Annotated in this window: 17 protein-coding genes; all 17 read right to left on the bottom strand. The window is 64.9% G+C overall.

Translation table 11 applies throughout. The features are described 5' to 3' along the window. Positions 1 to 3 precede the first annotated feature (3 nt). Positions 4 to 1041: an NADH-quinone oxidoreductase subunit NuoH gene (gene nuoH, locus TP2_RS14490; protein WP_038078968.1), complete on the bottom strand. Its 1038-nt coding sequence runs from the start codon at positions 1039 to 1041 to the stop codon at positions 4 to 6. A gap of 15 nt (positions 1042 to 1056) precedes the next feature. After that, a complete protein-coding gene (locus tag TP2_RS14485) occupies positions 1057 to 1473 on the bottom strand; it encodes a hypothetical protein (RefSeq protein WP_038078965.1) in 417 nt (138 codons plus the stop codon). Between the two features lie 6 nt (positions 1474 to 1479). Continuing rightward, positions 1480 to 3513, bottom strand: a complete 2034-nt coding sequence (gene nuoG / locus TP2_RS14480; RefSeq protein ID WP_038078964.1) for an NADH-quinone oxidoreductase subunit NuoG — start codon at positions 3511 to 3513, stop codon at positions 1480 to 1482. A 52-nt stretch (positions 3514 to 3565) separates the two neighbouring features. Further along, positions 3566 to 3868 (bottom strand): hypothetical protein, encoded by a 303-nt coding sequence (locus tag TP2_RS14475; protein ID WP_157617142.1) that lies wholly within the window; start codon positions 3866 to 3868, stop codon positions 3566 to 3568. After that, positions 3868 to 4368, bottom strand: coding sequence for a DUF3291 domain-containing protein (locus tag TP2_RS14470; protein ID WP_038078958.1), 501 nt, complete (start codon positions 4366 to 4368; stop codon positions 3868 to 3870). The genes TP2_RS14475 and TP2_RS14470 overlap by 1 nt, the downstream gene beginning before the upstream one ends. Further along, entirely contained in the window at positions 4365 to 5660 is a 1296-nt protein-coding gene (gene nuoF, locus TP2_RS14465) for an NADH-quinone oxidoreductase subunit NuoF (RefSeq protein WP_038078956.1), read from the bottom strand. The genes TP2_RS14470 and nuoF overlap by 4 nt, the downstream gene beginning before the upstream one ends. Before the next feature lie 10 nt (positions 5661 to 5670). After that, positions 5671 to 5886, bottom strand: coding sequence for a DUF5337 family protein (locus TP2_RS14460; RefSeq protein WP_038078954.1), 216 nt, complete (start codon positions 5884 to 5886; stop codon positions 5671 to 5673). A gap of 10 nt (positions 5887 to 5896) precedes the next feature. Continuing rightward, a complete protein-coding gene (locus TP2_RS18085; protein ID WP_051692668.1) occupies positions 5897 to 6721 on the bottom strand; it encodes a hypothetical protein in 825 nt (274 codons plus the stop codon). 43 nt (positions 6722 to 6764) lie between these two features. Next, positions 6765 to 7928 (bottom strand): NADH-quinone oxidoreductase subunit E, encoded by a 1164-nt coding sequence (locus tag TP2_RS14450; protein WP_038078952.1) that lies wholly within the window; start codon positions 7926 to 7928, stop codon positions 6765 to 6767. After that, positions 7928 to 9172: an NADH-quinone oxidoreductase subunit D gene (locus TP2_RS14445; protein ID WP_038078950.1), complete on the bottom strand. Its 1245-nt coding sequence runs from the start codon at positions 9170 to 9172 to the stop codon at positions 7928 to 7930. The genes TP2_RS14450 and TP2_RS14445 overlap by 1 nt, the downstream gene beginning before the upstream one ends. After that, complete coding sequence (locus tag TP2_RS14440; RefSeq protein ID WP_038078947.1) at positions 9169 to 9777, bottom strand: NADH-quinone oxidoreductase subunit C; 609 nt, start codon at positions 9775 to 9777, stop codon at positions 9169 to 9171. The genes TP2_RS14445 and TP2_RS14440 overlap by 4 nt, the downstream gene beginning before the upstream one ends. A 12-nt stretch (positions 9778 to 9789) precedes the next feature. Continuing rightward, positions 9790 to 10323 carry a NuoB/complex I 20 kDa subunit family protein gene (locus tag TP2_RS14435; RefSeq protein WP_206198351.1) on the bottom strand — a complete coding sequence of 178 codons (534 nt, stop codon included), beginning with the start codon at positions 10321 to 10323 and terminating at the stop codon, positions 9790 to 9792. Continuing rightward, a complete protein-coding gene (locus TP2_RS14430) occupies positions 10314 to 10679 on the bottom strand; it encodes an NADH-quinone oxidoreductase subunit A (RefSeq protein ID WP_038078945.1) in 366 nt (121 codons plus the stop codon). The genes TP2_RS14435 and TP2_RS14430 overlap by 10 nt, the downstream gene beginning before the upstream one ends. Before the next feature lie 271 nt (positions 10680 to 10950). Then, a complete protein-coding gene (locus TP2_RS14425; RefSeq protein WP_038078943.1) occupies positions 10951 to 11733 on the bottom strand; it encodes a crotonase/enoyl-CoA hydratase family protein in 783 nt (260 codons plus the stop codon). Next, positions 11726 to 12589, bottom strand: coding sequence for a hydroxymethylglutaryl-CoA lyase (locus TP2_RS14420; RefSeq protein ID WP_038078941.1), 864 nt, complete (start codon positions 12587 to 12589; stop codon positions 11726 to 11728). The genes TP2_RS14425 and TP2_RS14420 overlap by 8 nt, the downstream gene beginning before the upstream one ends. Beyond that, a complete protein-coding gene (locus TP2_RS14415; protein ID WP_038078938.1) occupies positions 12582 to 13235 on the bottom strand; it encodes a glutathione S-transferase family protein in 654 nt (217 codons plus the stop codon). Before TP2_RS14415 ends, TP2_RS14420 begins: the two co-directional genes overlap by 8 nt. Beyond that, positions 13232 to 15148, bottom strand: a complete 1917-nt coding sequence (locus TP2_RS14410) for an acetyl/propionyl/methylcrotonyl-CoA carboxylase subunit alpha (RefSeq protein ID WP_038078935.1) — start codon at positions 15146 to 15148, stop codon at positions 13232 to 13234. Before TP2_RS14410 ends, TP2_RS14415 begins: the two co-directional genes overlap by 4 nt. Positions 15149 to 15236 lie beyond the last annotated feature (88 nt).

The raw sequence follows: 15236 nt of genomic DNA, 5'->3' as shown, positions 1-15236 counted from the left end.
GGATCAGCTCCCCATTGCCCAGCGGGCCCAGAAGTGGCCGAAGATTTCGAATTTCGCGAGGAAGGCGATGATCACCACCCAGGCGAGCGACAGCGGCAGGAACACTTTCCAGCCGATGCGCATCAGCTGGTCGTAGCGGTAACGCGGCACGATCGCCTTCACCATCGCGAACATGAAGAACCAGAACACCATCTTGGCGAACATCCACAGCGCCCCGTCGGGGATGCCCGGAATGGGCGAAAGCCAGCCGCCGAAGAACAGGATCGAGATCAGCGCGCACATCAGCCAGATCGCGATGTATTCGCCCGCCATGAAGAGCAGGTAAGGCGTCGAGCTGTATTCCACCATGAAGCCCGCGACGAGTTCGGATTCCGCCTCCGGCAGGTCGAAGGGCGGGCGGTTGGTCTCCGCCAGCGCCGAGATGAAGAACAGCGCCACCATCGGCAGGTGCGGCAGCCAGTACCAGCCCAGCAGGCCGTAGCCGGTATCCTGCGCGTGCACGATGGCCGAAAGGTTCATCGAGCCGGTCGAGATGATCACACCGATGATGATCAGGCCGATCGACACCTCGTAGGAGATCATCTGCGCGGCGGACCGGAGCGAACCGAGGAACGGGTATTTCGAGTTCGACGCCCAGCCCCCCATGATCACGCCGTACACCTCGAGCGAGGAGGCCGCGAAGACGAAGAGGATCGCCACGTTGATATCAGCCAGCACCCAGCCATCGGCGAAGGGGATCACCGCGAAGGTCAGCAGTGCGAGCACGAAGCTCAGGATCGGGGCGAGGAAATAGACGAATTTGTCAGCGCCCGCGGGCACGACGATTTCCTTCACCACGTATTTGAGCGCATCCGCGAAAGTCTGCATCAGACCCCACGGACCCACCACGTTCGGCCCGCGCCGCATCTGCACCGCAGCCCAGATCTTGCGGTCGCCATAGACCAGCCAGATCATCGAGATCATCACAAATGCGATGACCGCCAGGCCCTGCAGCAGAATGAGCAGGAAAGTGCCCCAAGGTGTCGCCAAAAACTCAGCCATGTTTCCCCACTGTCCTCAAACCGTCGGAATTCCCCGATCCGCGCAGTCGCCGACCGTCACTTCCGCGTCGATCGTCTTCAGCCCTTGCGGCAGGGCGGGCGAAATGGTGTAGACCGCATCCGCCCGCCAGATGCCACCCTCTTCCTTGACGTTCGTACGCACGTGGCGCGCGAAGCCGTAACCGCGGATCAGCGCATATTGCGCTGCCGCGCATTGTGCGTAATCGCTCACCGCGTCTTCCCCCGCGCCCTCGCCCGAAAGCGCGACACGAAACTCCACCAGATCGCCATCGAGAAGGCGCGTCTCGACGCCCCGATAGTCGATCTTGCCGGGCTCGGCCCGGCTGTCCTGCCCCTCGCTCGGCGCGCAGGCCGCCAGCCCGGCCAGAAGGCCGGGAGCAAGCGGTGCGATCCGGGTGAGGTTCAGGCTCATCAGTCTTTACTCCGCCGCAACCGGGGTCTCGGCCCGCGCTTTGGCCAGCGCCGAGCATTCCGCCAGCACCACCGAGGCCCGTGCAATCGGGTTGGTCAGGTAGAACTCGCGGATCGGCAGACGGAAGGTCGCAGCACCCATGTCGCGCGGCGCGATCGGCTGCACCTCGTTTTCCGGCACGGTGTCGACCTGCGCGAGATGCGGCACCGCCGCCACCATCGCCCGGCGCAGACCGGCGAGCGTGTCCCAGGGCTGCGTCGCCCCCAGCTCGGCCGAAAGCGCACGCAGGATCGCCCAGTTCTCCTTCGCCTCGCCCGGCGGGAAGCCCGCGCGGAAGGCCAGTTGCGGACGCCCTTCGGTATTCACGAAGAGGCCGTGTTCCTCGGTGTAGGCCGCACCCGGCAGGATCACGTCGGCGCGCATCGCGCCGCGATCACCATGGCTGCCCTGATAGATCACGAAGGGACCGCCTTCCGAACGCGGAGCGATCTCCACCTCGTCGGCACCCATGTTGTAGATCACCTCGGCCCCGTCGATGGCCGCGAGCAGGCCGCCCTCGGTCACGGCGCCCACATCCATCGCACCCACGCGGGCCGCGGCAGTGTGCAGCACCATCAGCTTGGAATTGGTGGTCTCGGCCAGCTTCATCGCATGGGCCAGAACCGCCTCGCCATCGGCCTCGTTCAAAGCGCCCTGCCCGATGATGACGACGGTCTTCGTGGCCTTCGTCTCGTCCGAGATCGCCTTGGCCGACAGCTCGGCCAGAGCCGCGCGGTCGGTGCCGACATGGACGTAATCATAGGTCAGATCACAGGCCGCACCGACGAGCCCCACCGTCGCGCCCTTGCTCCAGGCCTTGCGGATGCGGGCGTTGAGAACGGGCGCCTCGATGGCCGGGTTCGCACCGATGATCTGGATCATCTCGGCGGTGTCGAGATCGGCGATCGTCGCGTTGCCGACATAGCCGTAGCGGTTCCCAATCGGCAGGCGCGCGCCATCGGTGCGGCATTCGATCTTGCCCCCCAGCCCTTCGATCAGCTGCTTGAGGCTGAACGCGGCCTCGGTCGAAACCAGATCGCCCACGAGTGCGGCGAGTTTCTTGCCCTTCATCGCGGCGCTCGCGGCGCTCAGCGCCTCGCCCCAGCTTGCGGGCTTCAGCTGGCCGTCGACACGGACATACGGCTTGTCGAGACGCTGGCGGCGCAGACCGTCCCAGACGAAGCGAGTCTTGTCCGAGATCCACTCCTCGTTCACGCCGTCGTGGTTGCGCGGCAGGATGCGCATCACTTCGCGGCCCTTCGTGTCCACGCGGATGTTCGAGCCGAGCGCGTCCATCACGTCGATGGTCTCGGTCTTGGTCAGTTCCCAGGGCCGCGCGGTGAAGGCGTAGGGCTTCGAGACCAGCGCGCCCACCGGGCACAGGTCGATGATGTTGCCCTGCATGTTCGAATCGAGCGTCATGTTCAGGTAGCTCGAGATCTCGCTATCCTCGCCCCGGCCAAGCTGGCCCATCTGGGTGATGCCCGCGACTTCCGTCGTGAAGCGCACGCAGCGGGTGCACGAGATGCAGCGCGTCATATGGGTCTCGACCAGCGGGCCGAGGTTGAGCTCGGTCGCGGCGCGCTTGGGCTCGCGGTAGCGGCTGAAGTCCACCCCGTAAGCCATTGCCTGGTCTTGCAAATCGCATTCGCCGCCCTGGTCGCAGATCGGGCAGTCGAGCGGGTGGTTGATGAGCAGGAACTCCATCACCCCCTCGCGGGCCTTCTTGACCATGGGCGAGTTGGTCTTCACGACCGGCGGCTGGCCTTCGGGGCCCGGGCGCAGGTCGCGCACCTGCATCGCGCAGGAGGCGGCGGGCTTGGGCGGGCCGCCCACGACTTCCACCAGACACATCCGGCAGTTGCCCGCGATCGACAGGCGTTCGTGATAGCAGAAGCGCGGCACCTCGATCCCGGCCTGCTCGCACGCCTGGATCAGCGTGAGGTTCGGGTCGGCCTCGACCTCTTGGCCGTCGATGATGATCTTCTTCAGGTCAGCCATGGCTATCCGTCACTTCTCTTCGGGCGCGGGCCGATCCCCGCGCAGGTTTATCTCAGGCCGCGCGTGCGCAGCCATTCGGGAAGACCCAAGCGCCATCCCGATAGGTATCGTTGATCGACGAGGCCACCGCCCCGCCGCAGATTGCATTCGCGGCGCGCTTGGCCTCGGCGCCGTCGTAATTCGCAAACGGCGTGGCCTGCCGCATCACGACCAGCGCGCCCGCCGCGTCATAGCCCGCCGTGTAGCCCTCGACCGCCGTGAGACGGTTCGGGCCTTTCGAGGCTTCATTACCGCCCGGAACGCCCATGCAGCCCGCCAGCGAGAGCGCACAGCCCGATATGATCACCGCCCGCATCATGCCGCCTCCGCCGCGCAAGCGCGCGTCTTCCACAGCGTGGCTTGCGGCAGGTCCTTCCAGCCGAAGGCCCGGTCGGAGGGGCCATTCGCACGCAGGTCCTCGAGCCGTTCCAGAGCCTCGTCGAGCGTGGGTCGATGGCCCGCAGGCACCCACCACATGACGAAATGCTGTTCGCCCAAGACCTCGAACCACTCCGCGCGGCGCTCGTAGAAGGCGCGATGCACGGTGTTCCAGACGAAGGCCTCGAGGCTTTCCACGTTTTCCCAGACCGTCAGGTTCGACACGAAACAGGGATCGCCGCCGATCTTGGTCTCGGTATTGCCGGTGCCGGGCTCACCCGAGCCTTCCATCATCCAGACGAACCCGTCCGACCGCTTGCCAATGCCGTTCACCGCGTCGAGGGCTTTCATGAAAGCCTCCACACGCGGGTCGCCCGGTTCGGCAACCAGTCGGCCGATATTCAGCTCGGCCAGGTGATATCCGGCGGGTTGCTTCATTCGGCCGCCATCGCGCCCATGCGGCCCGTCTTACGCGCCTTGATGCGGTCTTCGATCTCTTCGCGGTAATGGCGGATCAGGCCCTGAATCGGCCAGGCGGCTGCGTCGCCCAATGCGCAGATCGTGTGGCCTTCGACCTGTTTGGTCACGTCGAAGAGCATGTCGATCTCTTCGATCTCGGCCTCGCCGCGCACGAGGCGGTCCATCACGCGCATCATCCAGCCGGTGCCTTCGCGGCACGGCGTGCACTGGCCACAGCTTTCGTGTTTGAAGAACTTGGCCAGACGCCAGATCGCCTTGATGATGTCGGTCTGCTGATCCATCACGATCATGCAAGCGGTGCCGAACGACGATTTCAGCTCGCGCATGCCGTCATAATCCATGATCGCGTCTTCGCACAGATGCGCGGGCAGGACCGGGCAGGATGCGCCGCCGGGGATCACCGCCTTGAGGTTCTTCCAGCCGCCACGCACGCCGCCGCCATGTTTCTCGATCAGTTCCTTCATCGAGATCGACATGCTCTCTTCGATGACGCAGGGCGTGTTCACATGGCCCGACATCGCGAAAAGCTTCACGCCGGTGTTGTTCGGACGCCCGAAGGAGGCATACCAATCCGCGCCGCGGCGCAGGATAGTCGGCACGACGGCGATGGATTCCACGTTGTTCACCGTGGTCGGGCAGCCGTAGAGGCCCGCGCCCGCCGGGAACGGGGGCTTCATCCGGGGCATGCCCTTCTTGCCTTCAAGGCTTTCCAGAAGCGCCGTTTCCTCGCCGCAGATATAGGCGCCCGCGCCGTGGCTGAGGTAGACGTCATAGTCGAAGCCCGACCCGCAGGCGTTCTTGCCAATCAGACCCGCGTCGTAGCACTCGTCGATGGCGCGCTGGAGCGCCTCTTTCTCGCGCACATATTCGCCGCGGATGTAGATATAGGCCGCCGCGGCGCCCATCGCGAAGCCGGCGATCAGCGCGCCTTCGATCAGCGTATGCGGATCGTGGCGCATGATCTCGCGGTCCTTGCAGGTCGCGGGCTCGGATTCATCGGCATTGATCGCGAGGAAAGCCGGACGCCCGTCGCTTTCCTTGGGCATGAAGGACCATTTCAGGCCGGTCGGGAAGCCCGCACCGCCACGACCGCGCAGGCCCGAGGCCTTCACCTGGTCGATGATCCAGTCCTTGCCCTTCGCCAGGATCTCGCCCGTGCCGTCCCAGTGGCCGCGCATCTGCGCGCCCTTCAGAGAACGGTCATGCATGCCGTAGATATTGGTGAAGATCCGGTCTTGATCCTTCAGCATATCGCTTCCCTCACTTGCCGGAGCCCCGGCGCCAGATGCGCCAGACGAGTGCCAGCGCGTAGATATAGGCGGCCAGTGCCGCGAGATCGCCGATCAGCGCCACTTGCGCGGACCAGCCCTGTTGCTTTCCGACCCATTGCAGGGCGAGCCAGAGAACCGTGGTCAAGGCAATGATCAGCGCCGGTTTGCGCCCGTCCAGCCTGTCCGTGTTCCGGTCCTTGCTCATTCACCCCCGCTCAGTAATCGTTCGTCTTCGCGCGTTCGAGGAAGGCGTCCATACCCTCGTCGACGATAATCTTCGCCTGCGCGACCCACTTGTCGCGCGAGCAGCGGCCCTTGAAGCGCGGCACGTTCTGGTCGGCATAGGCCACCTCTTCGGGCCCCCATTTTGCAATCTGGTCATAGTGCCAGACGCCCCAGCCATTGAGCACTTCCTCGAGCTTCGGCCCGATGCCTTCGATCTTCTTGAGATCATCGGCCCCAGCCTTGCGCGGCTGCTTGAGCCCGCGCGGTTTTTTGCCTTCACCCTCGGCGGCGGCGGGCTGACCGGCTTCCGCCGTGGTCTCGACCTGCGCCGACATCGCCGCGAGCGGGGTCGCCTCAGGGGCCACGTCCGGCTCTTTAGCCTTGGGCGGCTCGGCCTTGGACGGTTCAGCCTTGGGCTCTTCGGCTTTCGGCACTTCGGGCGCCGGTGCGGGTTTCGACGCCTCAACCTCGGCGGCTTTCACCTCGGGTACAGGTGCCGGCGTCGGAGCGGCGGCGACTGCCTGTGCATGCGCCGCAGCGCCTTCCGGCGATTGCGCGTTGAAGACTTCGACGGGGGTCGTGTCTTCGAGCGAGGGCGTGTCGCCCGTGCCATCGGCGGCACCCGGCGCACCACGGCCGGAGCAGAAGGCCCAGATCAGGAAACCACCGAACAGAAGAACGGTCAGCAGCCCCATGAACACGCCAACGAAAATGGTCTCGTGCGCCACCACCATGAGGAACACCGCAACCACGAGCCCCGTGATCCCGGCCCAGATACCTGCTTTTCCGCGGCAGCCTTGCGACTGATCTTCCATTCTCGCTCTCCTTCACCCCTGTCCGAGGGGCGTTACCCTTCACTTACTCGTAAATACCGTCTTTCTTGGCGCGGGCCGAAAATTCGGTCTCCGCCCCGGTCGAGAGCTTTTGAGCCTGCGCCACCCATTCATCGCGGCTGGCACGGCCCTTGAACCCTTCGAGATTGGCGTCGATCCAGGCCAGCTCGGCCGCGCTCCACGCGGCGATCTGGTCGAAATGGTAGACCCCCATCGAATGCAGGAGCTGTTCGAGCTTCGGCCCGACCCCTTTGATCATCTTCAGGTCATCGGCCTGACCGTCGCGCGGCGCCTCCAGCAGCGCGGGCTTCTCGCCCGCCTCGACAGGCTCGCTCGCGCCGGTCTTGGCCGCGGGCGCCGGTGCAGGCGCCTTCGCGGGAGCAGCCGGAGCGGCGGGTTTGGCCGCCTTGCGCGCCTCGTCTTGCTGGGCGGCGGAGCGCGGACGCTCCTGCCCCATCGTGCCGATCGGGCCGCGCTGGCCCGAGCTTTGCCACGGGGCGGCAAGCGGCACTTCGGTGCCGTCGATGCGCTTGATCGTGTCGCCGATACCGACCGCGAGGCCGACCGAGCCGTTATACTCTTCCTTGTCGCCCTTGCTGTCGGTCAGCGAGGTCAGACCCGAAGCCGGCTCCGACGAGAAGCGACCGGTTTGCGAGCCGGGTTGCGGCACATCGCCCTTGGCCATCTCGTCGATGATCTTCGCGAGGCTCTCTTCGGTCAGGTCCTCGTAATAATCCTTGCCGACCTGCATCATCGGCGCGTTCGCGCAGGCCCCGAGGCATTCGACCTCTTCCCACGAGAACTTGCCGTCGGCCGAAAGCTGGAACGGCTCGGGTGCGATCTTTTCCTTGCAGACCTTCATCAGGTCTTCCGCGCCGCAGATCATGCACGAGGTCGTGCCGCAGATCTGCAGGTGTGCGACCGAGCCCACCGGGCTCAGCTGGAACATGAAGTAGAAGGTCGCCACTTCGAGCGCCCGCATGTAGGGCATGTCGAGCATGTCAGCGACATATTCGATCGCCGGACGGCTCAGCCAGCCTTCCTGTTCCTGCGCGCGAAACAGCAGCGGGATGATCGCCGAAGCCTGACGGCCGACCGGGAACTTGGTCATCTGGGCCTTGGCCCATTCCAGGTTCGCGGGCGTGAATTCGAAGCTCGCGGGTTGTTCCGGATGCAGACGACGAAGCATTAGCGGTCAACCTCCCCGAACACGATATCCATCGTGCCGATGATTGCAGACACGTCGGCGAGCATGTGGCCCTTGGCGACGTGATCCATGGATTGCAGGTGCAGATAGCCCGGGGCGCGGATCTTCGCGCGGTAAGGCTTGTTGGTGCCATCGGCCACGAGATAGACGCCGAATTCGCCCTTGGGCGCCTCGACGGCGGCATAGACCTCGCCGGCGGGCACGTGGAAGCCTTCGGTATAGAGCTTGAAGTGGTGGATCAGGCTCTCCATCGAGGTCTTCATGTCCGAGCGCTTCGGCGGGGTCAGCTTGCCGCGCGCGAGCACGTCGCCCTGGTTCTCCGGCATCCGCAGCTTCTCGATGCATTGCAGGACGATCTTGGTCGACTCGCGCATCTCGGCCATGCGGCAGAGATAGCGGTCGTAGCAATCGCCGTTCTTGCCGATCGGGATCTGGAAGTCGAACTCGTCATAGCACTCGTAGGGCTGCGCGCGACGCAGATCCCAAGCGAGGCCTGAGCCGCGCACCATCACGCCCGAATAGCCCCATTGCTGGATCTCTTCTTCCGAGATGATGCAGATATCGACGTTACGCTGCTTGAAGATCCGGTTCTCGGTCAGCAGCCCCTCGATATCGTCGAGCAGCTTCGGGAAGCGGCCGCAGAACTCCTCGATATCGTCGAGCAGCTTCGGCGGCAGGTCCTGGTGCACGCCACCGGGACGGAAATAGGCAGAGTGCAGGCGCGCACCGCAGGCGCGCTCGTAGAAGACCATCAGCTCTTCGCGGGCCTCGAAGCCCCAGAGCGGCGGGGTCAGCGCGCCCACGTCCATCGCCTGCGTCGTGACATTCAGCAGGTGGTTCAGGATGCGCCCGATTTCCGAGTAGAGCACGCGGATCAGCGAGCCACGGCGCGGCACTTCCACACCGGTCAGACGCTCGATCGCGAGACACCACGCATGTTCCTGGTTCATCGGCGCCACATAATCGAGGCGGTCGAAATAGGGCAGGTTCTGCAGGTAGGTGCGGCTCTCCATCAGCTTCTCAGTGCCACGGTGCAGCAGGCCAATGTGGGGATCTGCACGTTCCACCACCTCGCCGTCGAGCTCCAGCACCATGCGCAGCACGCCGTGGGCAGCCGGGTGCTGAGGACCGAAGTTGATGTTGAAGTTGCGGATGCGCTGCTCGTCGGTCAGCTGGTCCTTCGAGCCGTCATCATAGACATTGTTGCGGATATCGCCGTCCATCATTTCGCCTCTCCCTTCTCGTCACCCGGAAGGATGTATTTCGCGCCCTCCCAAGGGGAGAGGAAATCGAACTGCCGGTATTCCTGCGTCAGCTTCACCGGCTCGTAGACGACGCGCTTGAGCACTTCGTCATAGCGCACCTCGACATAGCCGGTGGTCGGGAAGTCCTTGCGCAGCGGATGACCACGGAAGCCGTAATCGGTCAGCAGGCGGCGCAGGTCCGGATGGCCCGAGAACAGGATGCCGAACATGTCGAAGATCTCGCGCTCGAACCAGTTCGCGCTGGGATGAATGTCGGTGATCGAGGGAACCATGTCCTCTTCGCGGATCGCCGCCTTCACCCGGATGCGCTGGTTGCGATACATCGACAGGAAATGCCAGACGACATCGAAGCGGTGCGGGCGCTCGGGCCAGTCGACGGCGGTGATGTCGACGAGGTTCGAGAACAGGCAGCTTGAATCGTCGCGCAGGAATTCCACGAAGCTTGCCGCCGATTGCGCGGTGATCGTCACTGTCAGCTCGCCAAAGGCGATTTCGGTCGAGACCACGTCATCGGGACGTTTCAGCTCGATATGCGCAGCCAGTTCCTGAAGGGCAGTATCGTCCATCTCTCGCTCTCCTCAGCGCACCAGCGTGCCGGTACGGCGGATTTTGCGTTGCAGCTGAAGGATGCCGTAGAGCAGCGCCTCCGCCGTGGGCGGGCAGCCCGGAACATAGATATCGACCGGCACGACGCGGTCGCAGCCACGCACCACCGAATAGGAGTAGTGGTAATAGCCGCCGCCATTCGCGCAGGACCCCATCGAGATCACGTAACGCGGCTCGGGCATCTGGTCGTAGACCTTGCGCAGTGCGGGGGCCATCTTGTTGGTCAGCGTGCCCGCGACAATCATCACATCGGACTGACGGGGCGAGGCGCGCGGCGCGGTGCCGAAGCGCTCGAGGTCATAGCGCGGCATCGAACATTGCATCATCTCGACGGCGCAGCAGGCGAGGCCGAAGGTCATCCAGTGCAGCGAACCGTTGCGCGCCCAGGCAATGATGTCTTCGGTCGTGGTGAGCAGGAAGCCCTTGTCCTGCAACTCCTTGTTCAGAGCCTGCGTCGCGACTTCGCGGTCCGCTCCGGCGGTATTGGCCCCGGTCATCACGCCCATTCCAGCGCCCCCTTCTTCCACTCATATGCAAAGCCTACGGTCAAAACCGCGAGGAAGACCATCATTGACCAGAAGCCGACCATCGACATCTGCCCAAAGGCGACTGCCCAGGGGAAGAGGAAGGCCACTTCGAGGTCGAAGATGATGAATAGGATCGAGACGAGGTAGAAACGAACGTCGAATTTCATCCGTGCATCGTCGAAGGCGTTAAACCCGCATTCATAGGCCGAGACTTTCTCGGGATCGGGGTTGCGCACCGCAAGCACCGCAGCGGCCAAGAGGAGCACAAGCCCCAATACGACCGCCATGGCGAGGAAGATGAGGATGGGAAGGTATTCGCGCAGCATGTCATGCATGGGCTTTTGGCTCCCTAACATCGCGACGAGATGTCGCGCAGGTTCCGGCTAGGCGAGCAATAGACCCGTGCCCCTTTCGGGTCAACCGAGCGAGGGTCGGAAAATCGCTTTCCGCAGGGGTGGAAAGCGATTTTGTATACCGATGCATGCGAAAATTGGCCGCAGGGCCGATCACGCTTTCTCCAGCGGCGCTTGGGTCCGGCCCAAATGCTGCCAGCGCGAAATTATCGCAAAGTTAACGCGGTTTTGATTTTTCGGAAATTGCGCCGAATCACCGTTTCCACGCAGGAGGGCGTTTTTCGAAGAAGGCGCTGATTCCCTCGTCCGACTCGGCAGAGGCCCAGCGGGTGACCAAAGCCTCGATCGTCATGTCGATCGTGCTCTCGTCGATTTTGGGTCCCAGAGCGCGTATCAGAGCCTTCGCCTCGCCCACTGCACCGGGCGCGCAGGCCAGATAGGACTCGGCCTCGGCCATCACGGCCCGCTCCAGCATCTCCGGCAAGACGACCTTGGCCAGCAATCCCAGATCACGCGCCTCGGCGGCCTCGAATATCCTCGAGGACATAAAGACCCGGCGCGCTCGCGCCTCGCCCATCCGCGCGACCACGTAAGGCGAGATCGTCGCCGGGGTCAGGCCGAGCCTTGTTTCGGTCAGGCCGAATTTCGCGCCCTCGACACCCACGGCCACATCGCAGACCGACATTATGCCGATCCCGCCGCCGAAGGCATTGCCCTGCACTGCGCCGATTACCGGCTTCGGGCAGGTATTGAGCGCCTGGAGCATCGTGGCGAGCTTGCGCGCCGCCGCCGCGCGCTCTTTCGCGCCCGCCGCCATCTGCGCCTGCATCCATTTCAAATCACCACCCGCGCAGAAGCTGCTCCCCTCGGCCTGAAGGATCACGACGCGCACCGCTTCATCCGCGCCAAGCTGCGCGATGGCTGTGGTCAGCTCCTCCATCATCTGCTCCGAGAGCGCGTTATGTTTCTCCGACCGCGCGAGCGTCAGCCGCGAAATGCCCCGCTCGTCGGTGCTGACCTTGATCGTCTCAAACATCGCCCTGCCCTTTCATCTTCCGCGCCAGTGCCGCCGCCTCTTTCAGCACACCCGCATCCAGCCCCGTCTCATATCCCAGCGCGACAAGCCGCGCGTTCACCGCCTCGGTCGCGACATTCCCCGCAGCCCCCGGCGCGTAAGGACAACCGCCCAGACCGCCCACCGCCGCATCGAAGACCCGCAGGCCCAGTGCCAGCGACGCCTCGATATTGTCGAGCGCGCGCCCGCTCGTGTCATGGAAATGCCCGGCCAACTGATCGGCGGGCGCCTCATCCAGCACGGCGCGCAGCATTGCCGTCACGCTTTCGGGCGTGCCCTGCCCGATCGTGTCGCCTAGGCTGATCTCATAGCACCCCATGTCGCGCAGGCTCGCCACGACCTTCGCGACGTTTTCGGGTGGCGTCTTGCCGTCGAAAGGGCAATCGGTCACCACCGAGACATAGCCGCGCACTTTCACATTATCGAGTTTCGCGGCCTCCATGATCGGCGCGAACCGGTCCAGACTTTCCGAAATCGAACAATTGAGGTTGGCGCGCGAAAACCCTTCCGAGGCCGATGCGAAGATCGCCACCTCATCCGCGCCTGCCGCCTTCGCGGCCTCATAGCCCTTCATGTTCGGCGTCAGCGCCGCGTAGGAAATCCCCGGCTTGCGCGCGATCCCCGCGAACACGGCCGCCGAATCCGCCATTTGCGGCACCCATTTCGGGCTGACGAACGAGCCCACCTCGATCCGGTGGAACCCCGCGCGGCTCAGGCAATCGACCAGCGCGATCTTGTCGGCCAGCGCGATCGCGCGCTTCTCATTCTGCAGCCCGTCGCGCGGGGCCATCTCGAAGATTTCGACCCTCTCAGCCATCGGACACCTCATAGAAATCCTGCGCATACATGCTCGCCCCGCCCGCCGCGACGGCCCGCGCATAGGCCGGGCGCGCCTCGACCCGCGCGCGATAGGCCGCGATATTCGGGAAACCCTCGGACCGCACGAAACGGAACATCGCGTCGAGGTTGAAACCCAGCATGCAGTCCGCCGCCGAGAACACCCCAAGCAGCCAGTCGCGCCCCTCCAGATGCGCCTCGAGCGCCTTCATCGTGACCTCGAGCCGCTTCGTGTCGAGCTTGGTCATCGCGACCGAGCGCGCCTCGACGGGCCGCAGGAAGATGTGGTGAAAGTTGAGGTTTTGCAGGATGTTGGCTTGCGTTTCCGCGAAATGCACCCATTCGAGATAATCCGCGCGCGAGGCCTCCCCCACGGGCGGCGCCAGCCCCGCCCCGGGATGGCGCTCGGCGAGATATTCGACGATCGCGCCGCTCTCGAAGATCGAGCGCCCGTCGATCTCCAGCGCCGGAATGCGACCCGCCGGGGACATCGCGCGGAACTCGGGGCTGCGCAGCGAGCCATCGGTCAGCGACCAGGTTTTCAACTCATACTCCAGCCCCAGCTCCTCGAGCAGCCACAGCACCCGCATCGAGCGCGAACCAGGAACGTGGTGCAGCCGGATCATTCCTCTTCCTCCAGCCGGATCAGCGCAGCACCCGCCTCGACCTGCGCGCCAGCGGTGACCAGAACTTCGGCCACCACCCCATCGCGCGCGGCAAGCATCGTGTGCTCCATCTTCATCGCCTCCATGATCGCAAGCCGATCGCCCGCGGCCACCTGCTGGCCCGCCTTGACGAAGACCGATTTCACCAGACCCGGCATCGGGGCGAGCGTCAGGTCAGAGGCCTCGGCATCGCTGCCGCGCGCCAGCAGATCGGGGATTTCGAAGCGATGCGCGCCATGCAGGAAGATCGTCACCGCATCCGCATCGCGGGCCATCCGGGCGCCGGTCTTGGCGCCATCGACCCGCCAGCCATCCTCGGCCAGCACGCAATCATGCGACACCTCGCCCAGCTCGACCGTGACATGGCCCGGCCCGTGAACACGGATCGCGGCCTCTTCTTCGAACGGGACAGCCCGGCGCGGTGCGCCCCAAAGGTTGAAGCCGCTTGCCGCGCCCTCCCAGAGCCCGGCCGCCGCGATCACCCCCAGCGCCTTGGCGGCCGCAGGCGTGGCAACGGGCGCCGAAAGCGTGTCGATCTCGCGCCCGATCAGCCCGGTATCGACCTTTCCGGCCGCAAAGCCCTCATGCCGTGCGAGCCGCGCGAGGAAGGCGAGGTTCGTCACCGTCCCCGCCACTTCGGTCTCTTCCAGCGCGCGGGCGAGCTGCCCCAGCGCGGTGGCGCGGGTCGGACCATGCGTGATGACCTTCGCGATCATCGGGTCATACCACGGGCTGATCGTGTCGCCGGTGCGCACACCGGTATCGGCGCGGCAACCCTCGGCGAAACGCAGATGCGAGAGCGTCCCGGTCGCGGGCAGGAACCCCGCAGGCACGTCTTCGGCATAAAGCCGGGCTTCGAACGCATGGCCGGTGATGCTCAGATCTTCTTGGGCGCAGGGCAGCGGCTCGCCCGAGGCCACCCGCAACTGCCATTCGACCAGATCGACCCCGGTGATCGCCTCGGTCACGGGATGCTCGACCTGAAGGCGGGTGTTCATCTCCATGAACCAGAACCGGTCGGGGCGCAGCCCGTCCGAACCGTCCACGATGAACTCCACCGTGCCCGCGCCCTTGTAGCCGATGGCCTCGGCGGCGCGTGTCGCGGCCTGCCCCATCGCTTCGCGCATCTCGGGCGTCATGCCCGGCGCAGGGGCCTCCTCGATCACCTTCTGGTGCCGGCGCTGGAGCGAGCAGTCGCGCTCGAACAGATGCACCGCTTTCTCGCCGTCACCGAAGACCTGCACCTCGATATGGCGCGGCGCAGAGATGAATTTCTCGATCAGCACGGCGGGATTGCCGAAAGCGGTCTGCGCCTCGCCCTGCGCCGAGGCGAGCGCATCGGCGAACTCGGAGGGTTTCTCGACCAGCCGCATCCCCTTGCCACCGCCGCCCGCGACCGCCTTGATGAGAACAGGATAGCCGATCGTGTCGGCCGCGCCCGCGAGATGCTCGGGGTCCTGGTTCTCGCCGTGATAGCCCGGAACAACGGGCACGCCCGCCTTTTCCATCAGCGCCTTGGCCGCATCCTTGAGCCCCATCGCACGGATCGCCTTGGCCGAAGGGCCGATGAAAGTGAGCCCCGCCGCCTCGACGGCCTCGACGAAATCGGGGTTCTCGGAGAGGAACCCATAGCCCGGATGGATCGCCTGCGCGCCAGTCTGTTGGGCGGCGGCGATGATCGCCTCAGCGCGCAGGTAGCTGTCTTTTGGCGCCGGGCCGCCAATCGCCACGGCTTCATCTGCCATCGCCACATGACGCGCCTGCGCGTCGGCCTCGGAATAGACGGCCACGCTCGCGACGCCCAGCTTGCGCGCGGTCTCGATGACGCGGCAGGCGATTTCCCCGCGATTGGCGATCAGGATCTTGGAAAACATGTCGGTCTCCCCTTGTGAACGGCGGGGGCTCTGCCCCCGTGCCCCCGGGATATTTCGAGCAGTTGGAAGCGAAACGGTGCTGTTTTCC

Source organism: Thioclava pacifica DSM 10166 (assembly GCF_000714535.1).
Taxonomy (GTDB): Bacteria; Pseudomonadota; Alphaproteobacteria; order Rhodobacterales; family Rhodobacteraceae; genus Thioclava; species Thioclava pacifica.
Note: the sequence above shows the minus strand (reverse complement) of the source record. Positions and strands in the feature narration are given on the sequence as shown.

Coding starts and splice junctions, on each gene's coding strand:
- TP2_RS14415 (WP_038078938.1), bottom strand. CDS start 13,235: ATGATCCGGCTGCACCACGTTCCTGGTTCGCGCTCGATGCGGGTGCTG.
- TP2_RS14430 (WP_038078945.1), bottom strand. CDS start 10,679: ATGCATGACATGCTGCGCGAATACCTTCCCATCCTCATCTTCCTCGCC.
- TP2_RS14410 (WP_038078935.1), bottom strand. CDS start 15,148: ATGTTTTCCAAGATCCTGATCGCCAATCGCGGGGAAATCGCCTGCCGC.
- TP2_RS14435 (WP_206198351.1), bottom strand. CDS start 10,323: ATGGGCGTGATGACCGGGGCCAATACCGCCGGAGCGGACCGCGAAGTC.
- TP2_RS14485 (WP_038078965.1), bottom strand. CDS start 1,473: ATGAGCCTGAACCTCACCCGGATCGCACCGCTTGCTCCCGGCCTTCTG.
- TP2_RS14460 (WP_038078954.1), bottom strand. CDS start 5,886: ATGAGCAAGGACCGGAACACGGACAGGCTGGACGGGCGCAAACCGGCG.
- TP2_RS14470 (WP_038078958.1), bottom strand. CDS start 4,368: ATGAAGCAACCCGCCGGATATCACCTGGCCGAGCTGAATATCGGCCGA.
- TP2_RS14425 (WP_038078943.1), bottom strand. CDS start 11,733: ATGTTTGAGACGATCAAGGTCAGCACCGACGAGCGGGGCATTTCGCGG.
- TP2_RS14450 (WP_038078952.1), bottom strand. CDS start 7,928: ATGCTTCGTCGTCTGCATCCGGAACAACCCGCGAGCTTCGAATTCACG.
- nuoF (WP_038078956.1), bottom strand. CDS start 5,660: ATGCTGAAGGATCAAGACCGGATCTTCACCAATATCTACGGCATGCAT.
- TP2_RS14420 (WP_038078941.1), bottom strand. CDS start 12,589: ATGGCTGAGAGGGTCGAAATCTTCGAGATGGCCCCGCGCGACGGGCTG.
- TP2_RS14440 (WP_038078947.1), bottom strand. CDS start 9,777: ATGGACGATACTGCCCTTCAGGAACTGGCTGCGCATATCGAGCTGAAA.
- nuoG (WP_038078964.1), bottom strand. CDS start 3,513: ATGGCTGACCTGAAGAAGATCATCATCGACGGCCAAGAGGTCGAGGCC.
- TP2_RS18085 (WP_051692668.1), bottom strand. CDS start 6,721: ATGGAAGATCAGTCGCAAGGCTGCCGCGGAAAAGCAGGTATCTGGGCC.
- TP2_RS14475 (WP_157617142.1), bottom strand. CDS start 3,868: ATGCGGGCGGTGATCATATCGGGCTGTGCGCTCTCGCTGGCGGGCTGC.
- nuoH (WP_038078968.1), bottom strand. CDS start 1,041: ATGGCTGAGTTTTTGGCGACACCTTGGGGCACTTTCCTGCTCATTCTG.
- TP2_RS14445 (WP_038078950.1), bottom strand. CDS start 9,172: ATGATGGACGGCGATATCCGCAACAATGTCTATGATGACGGCTCGAAG.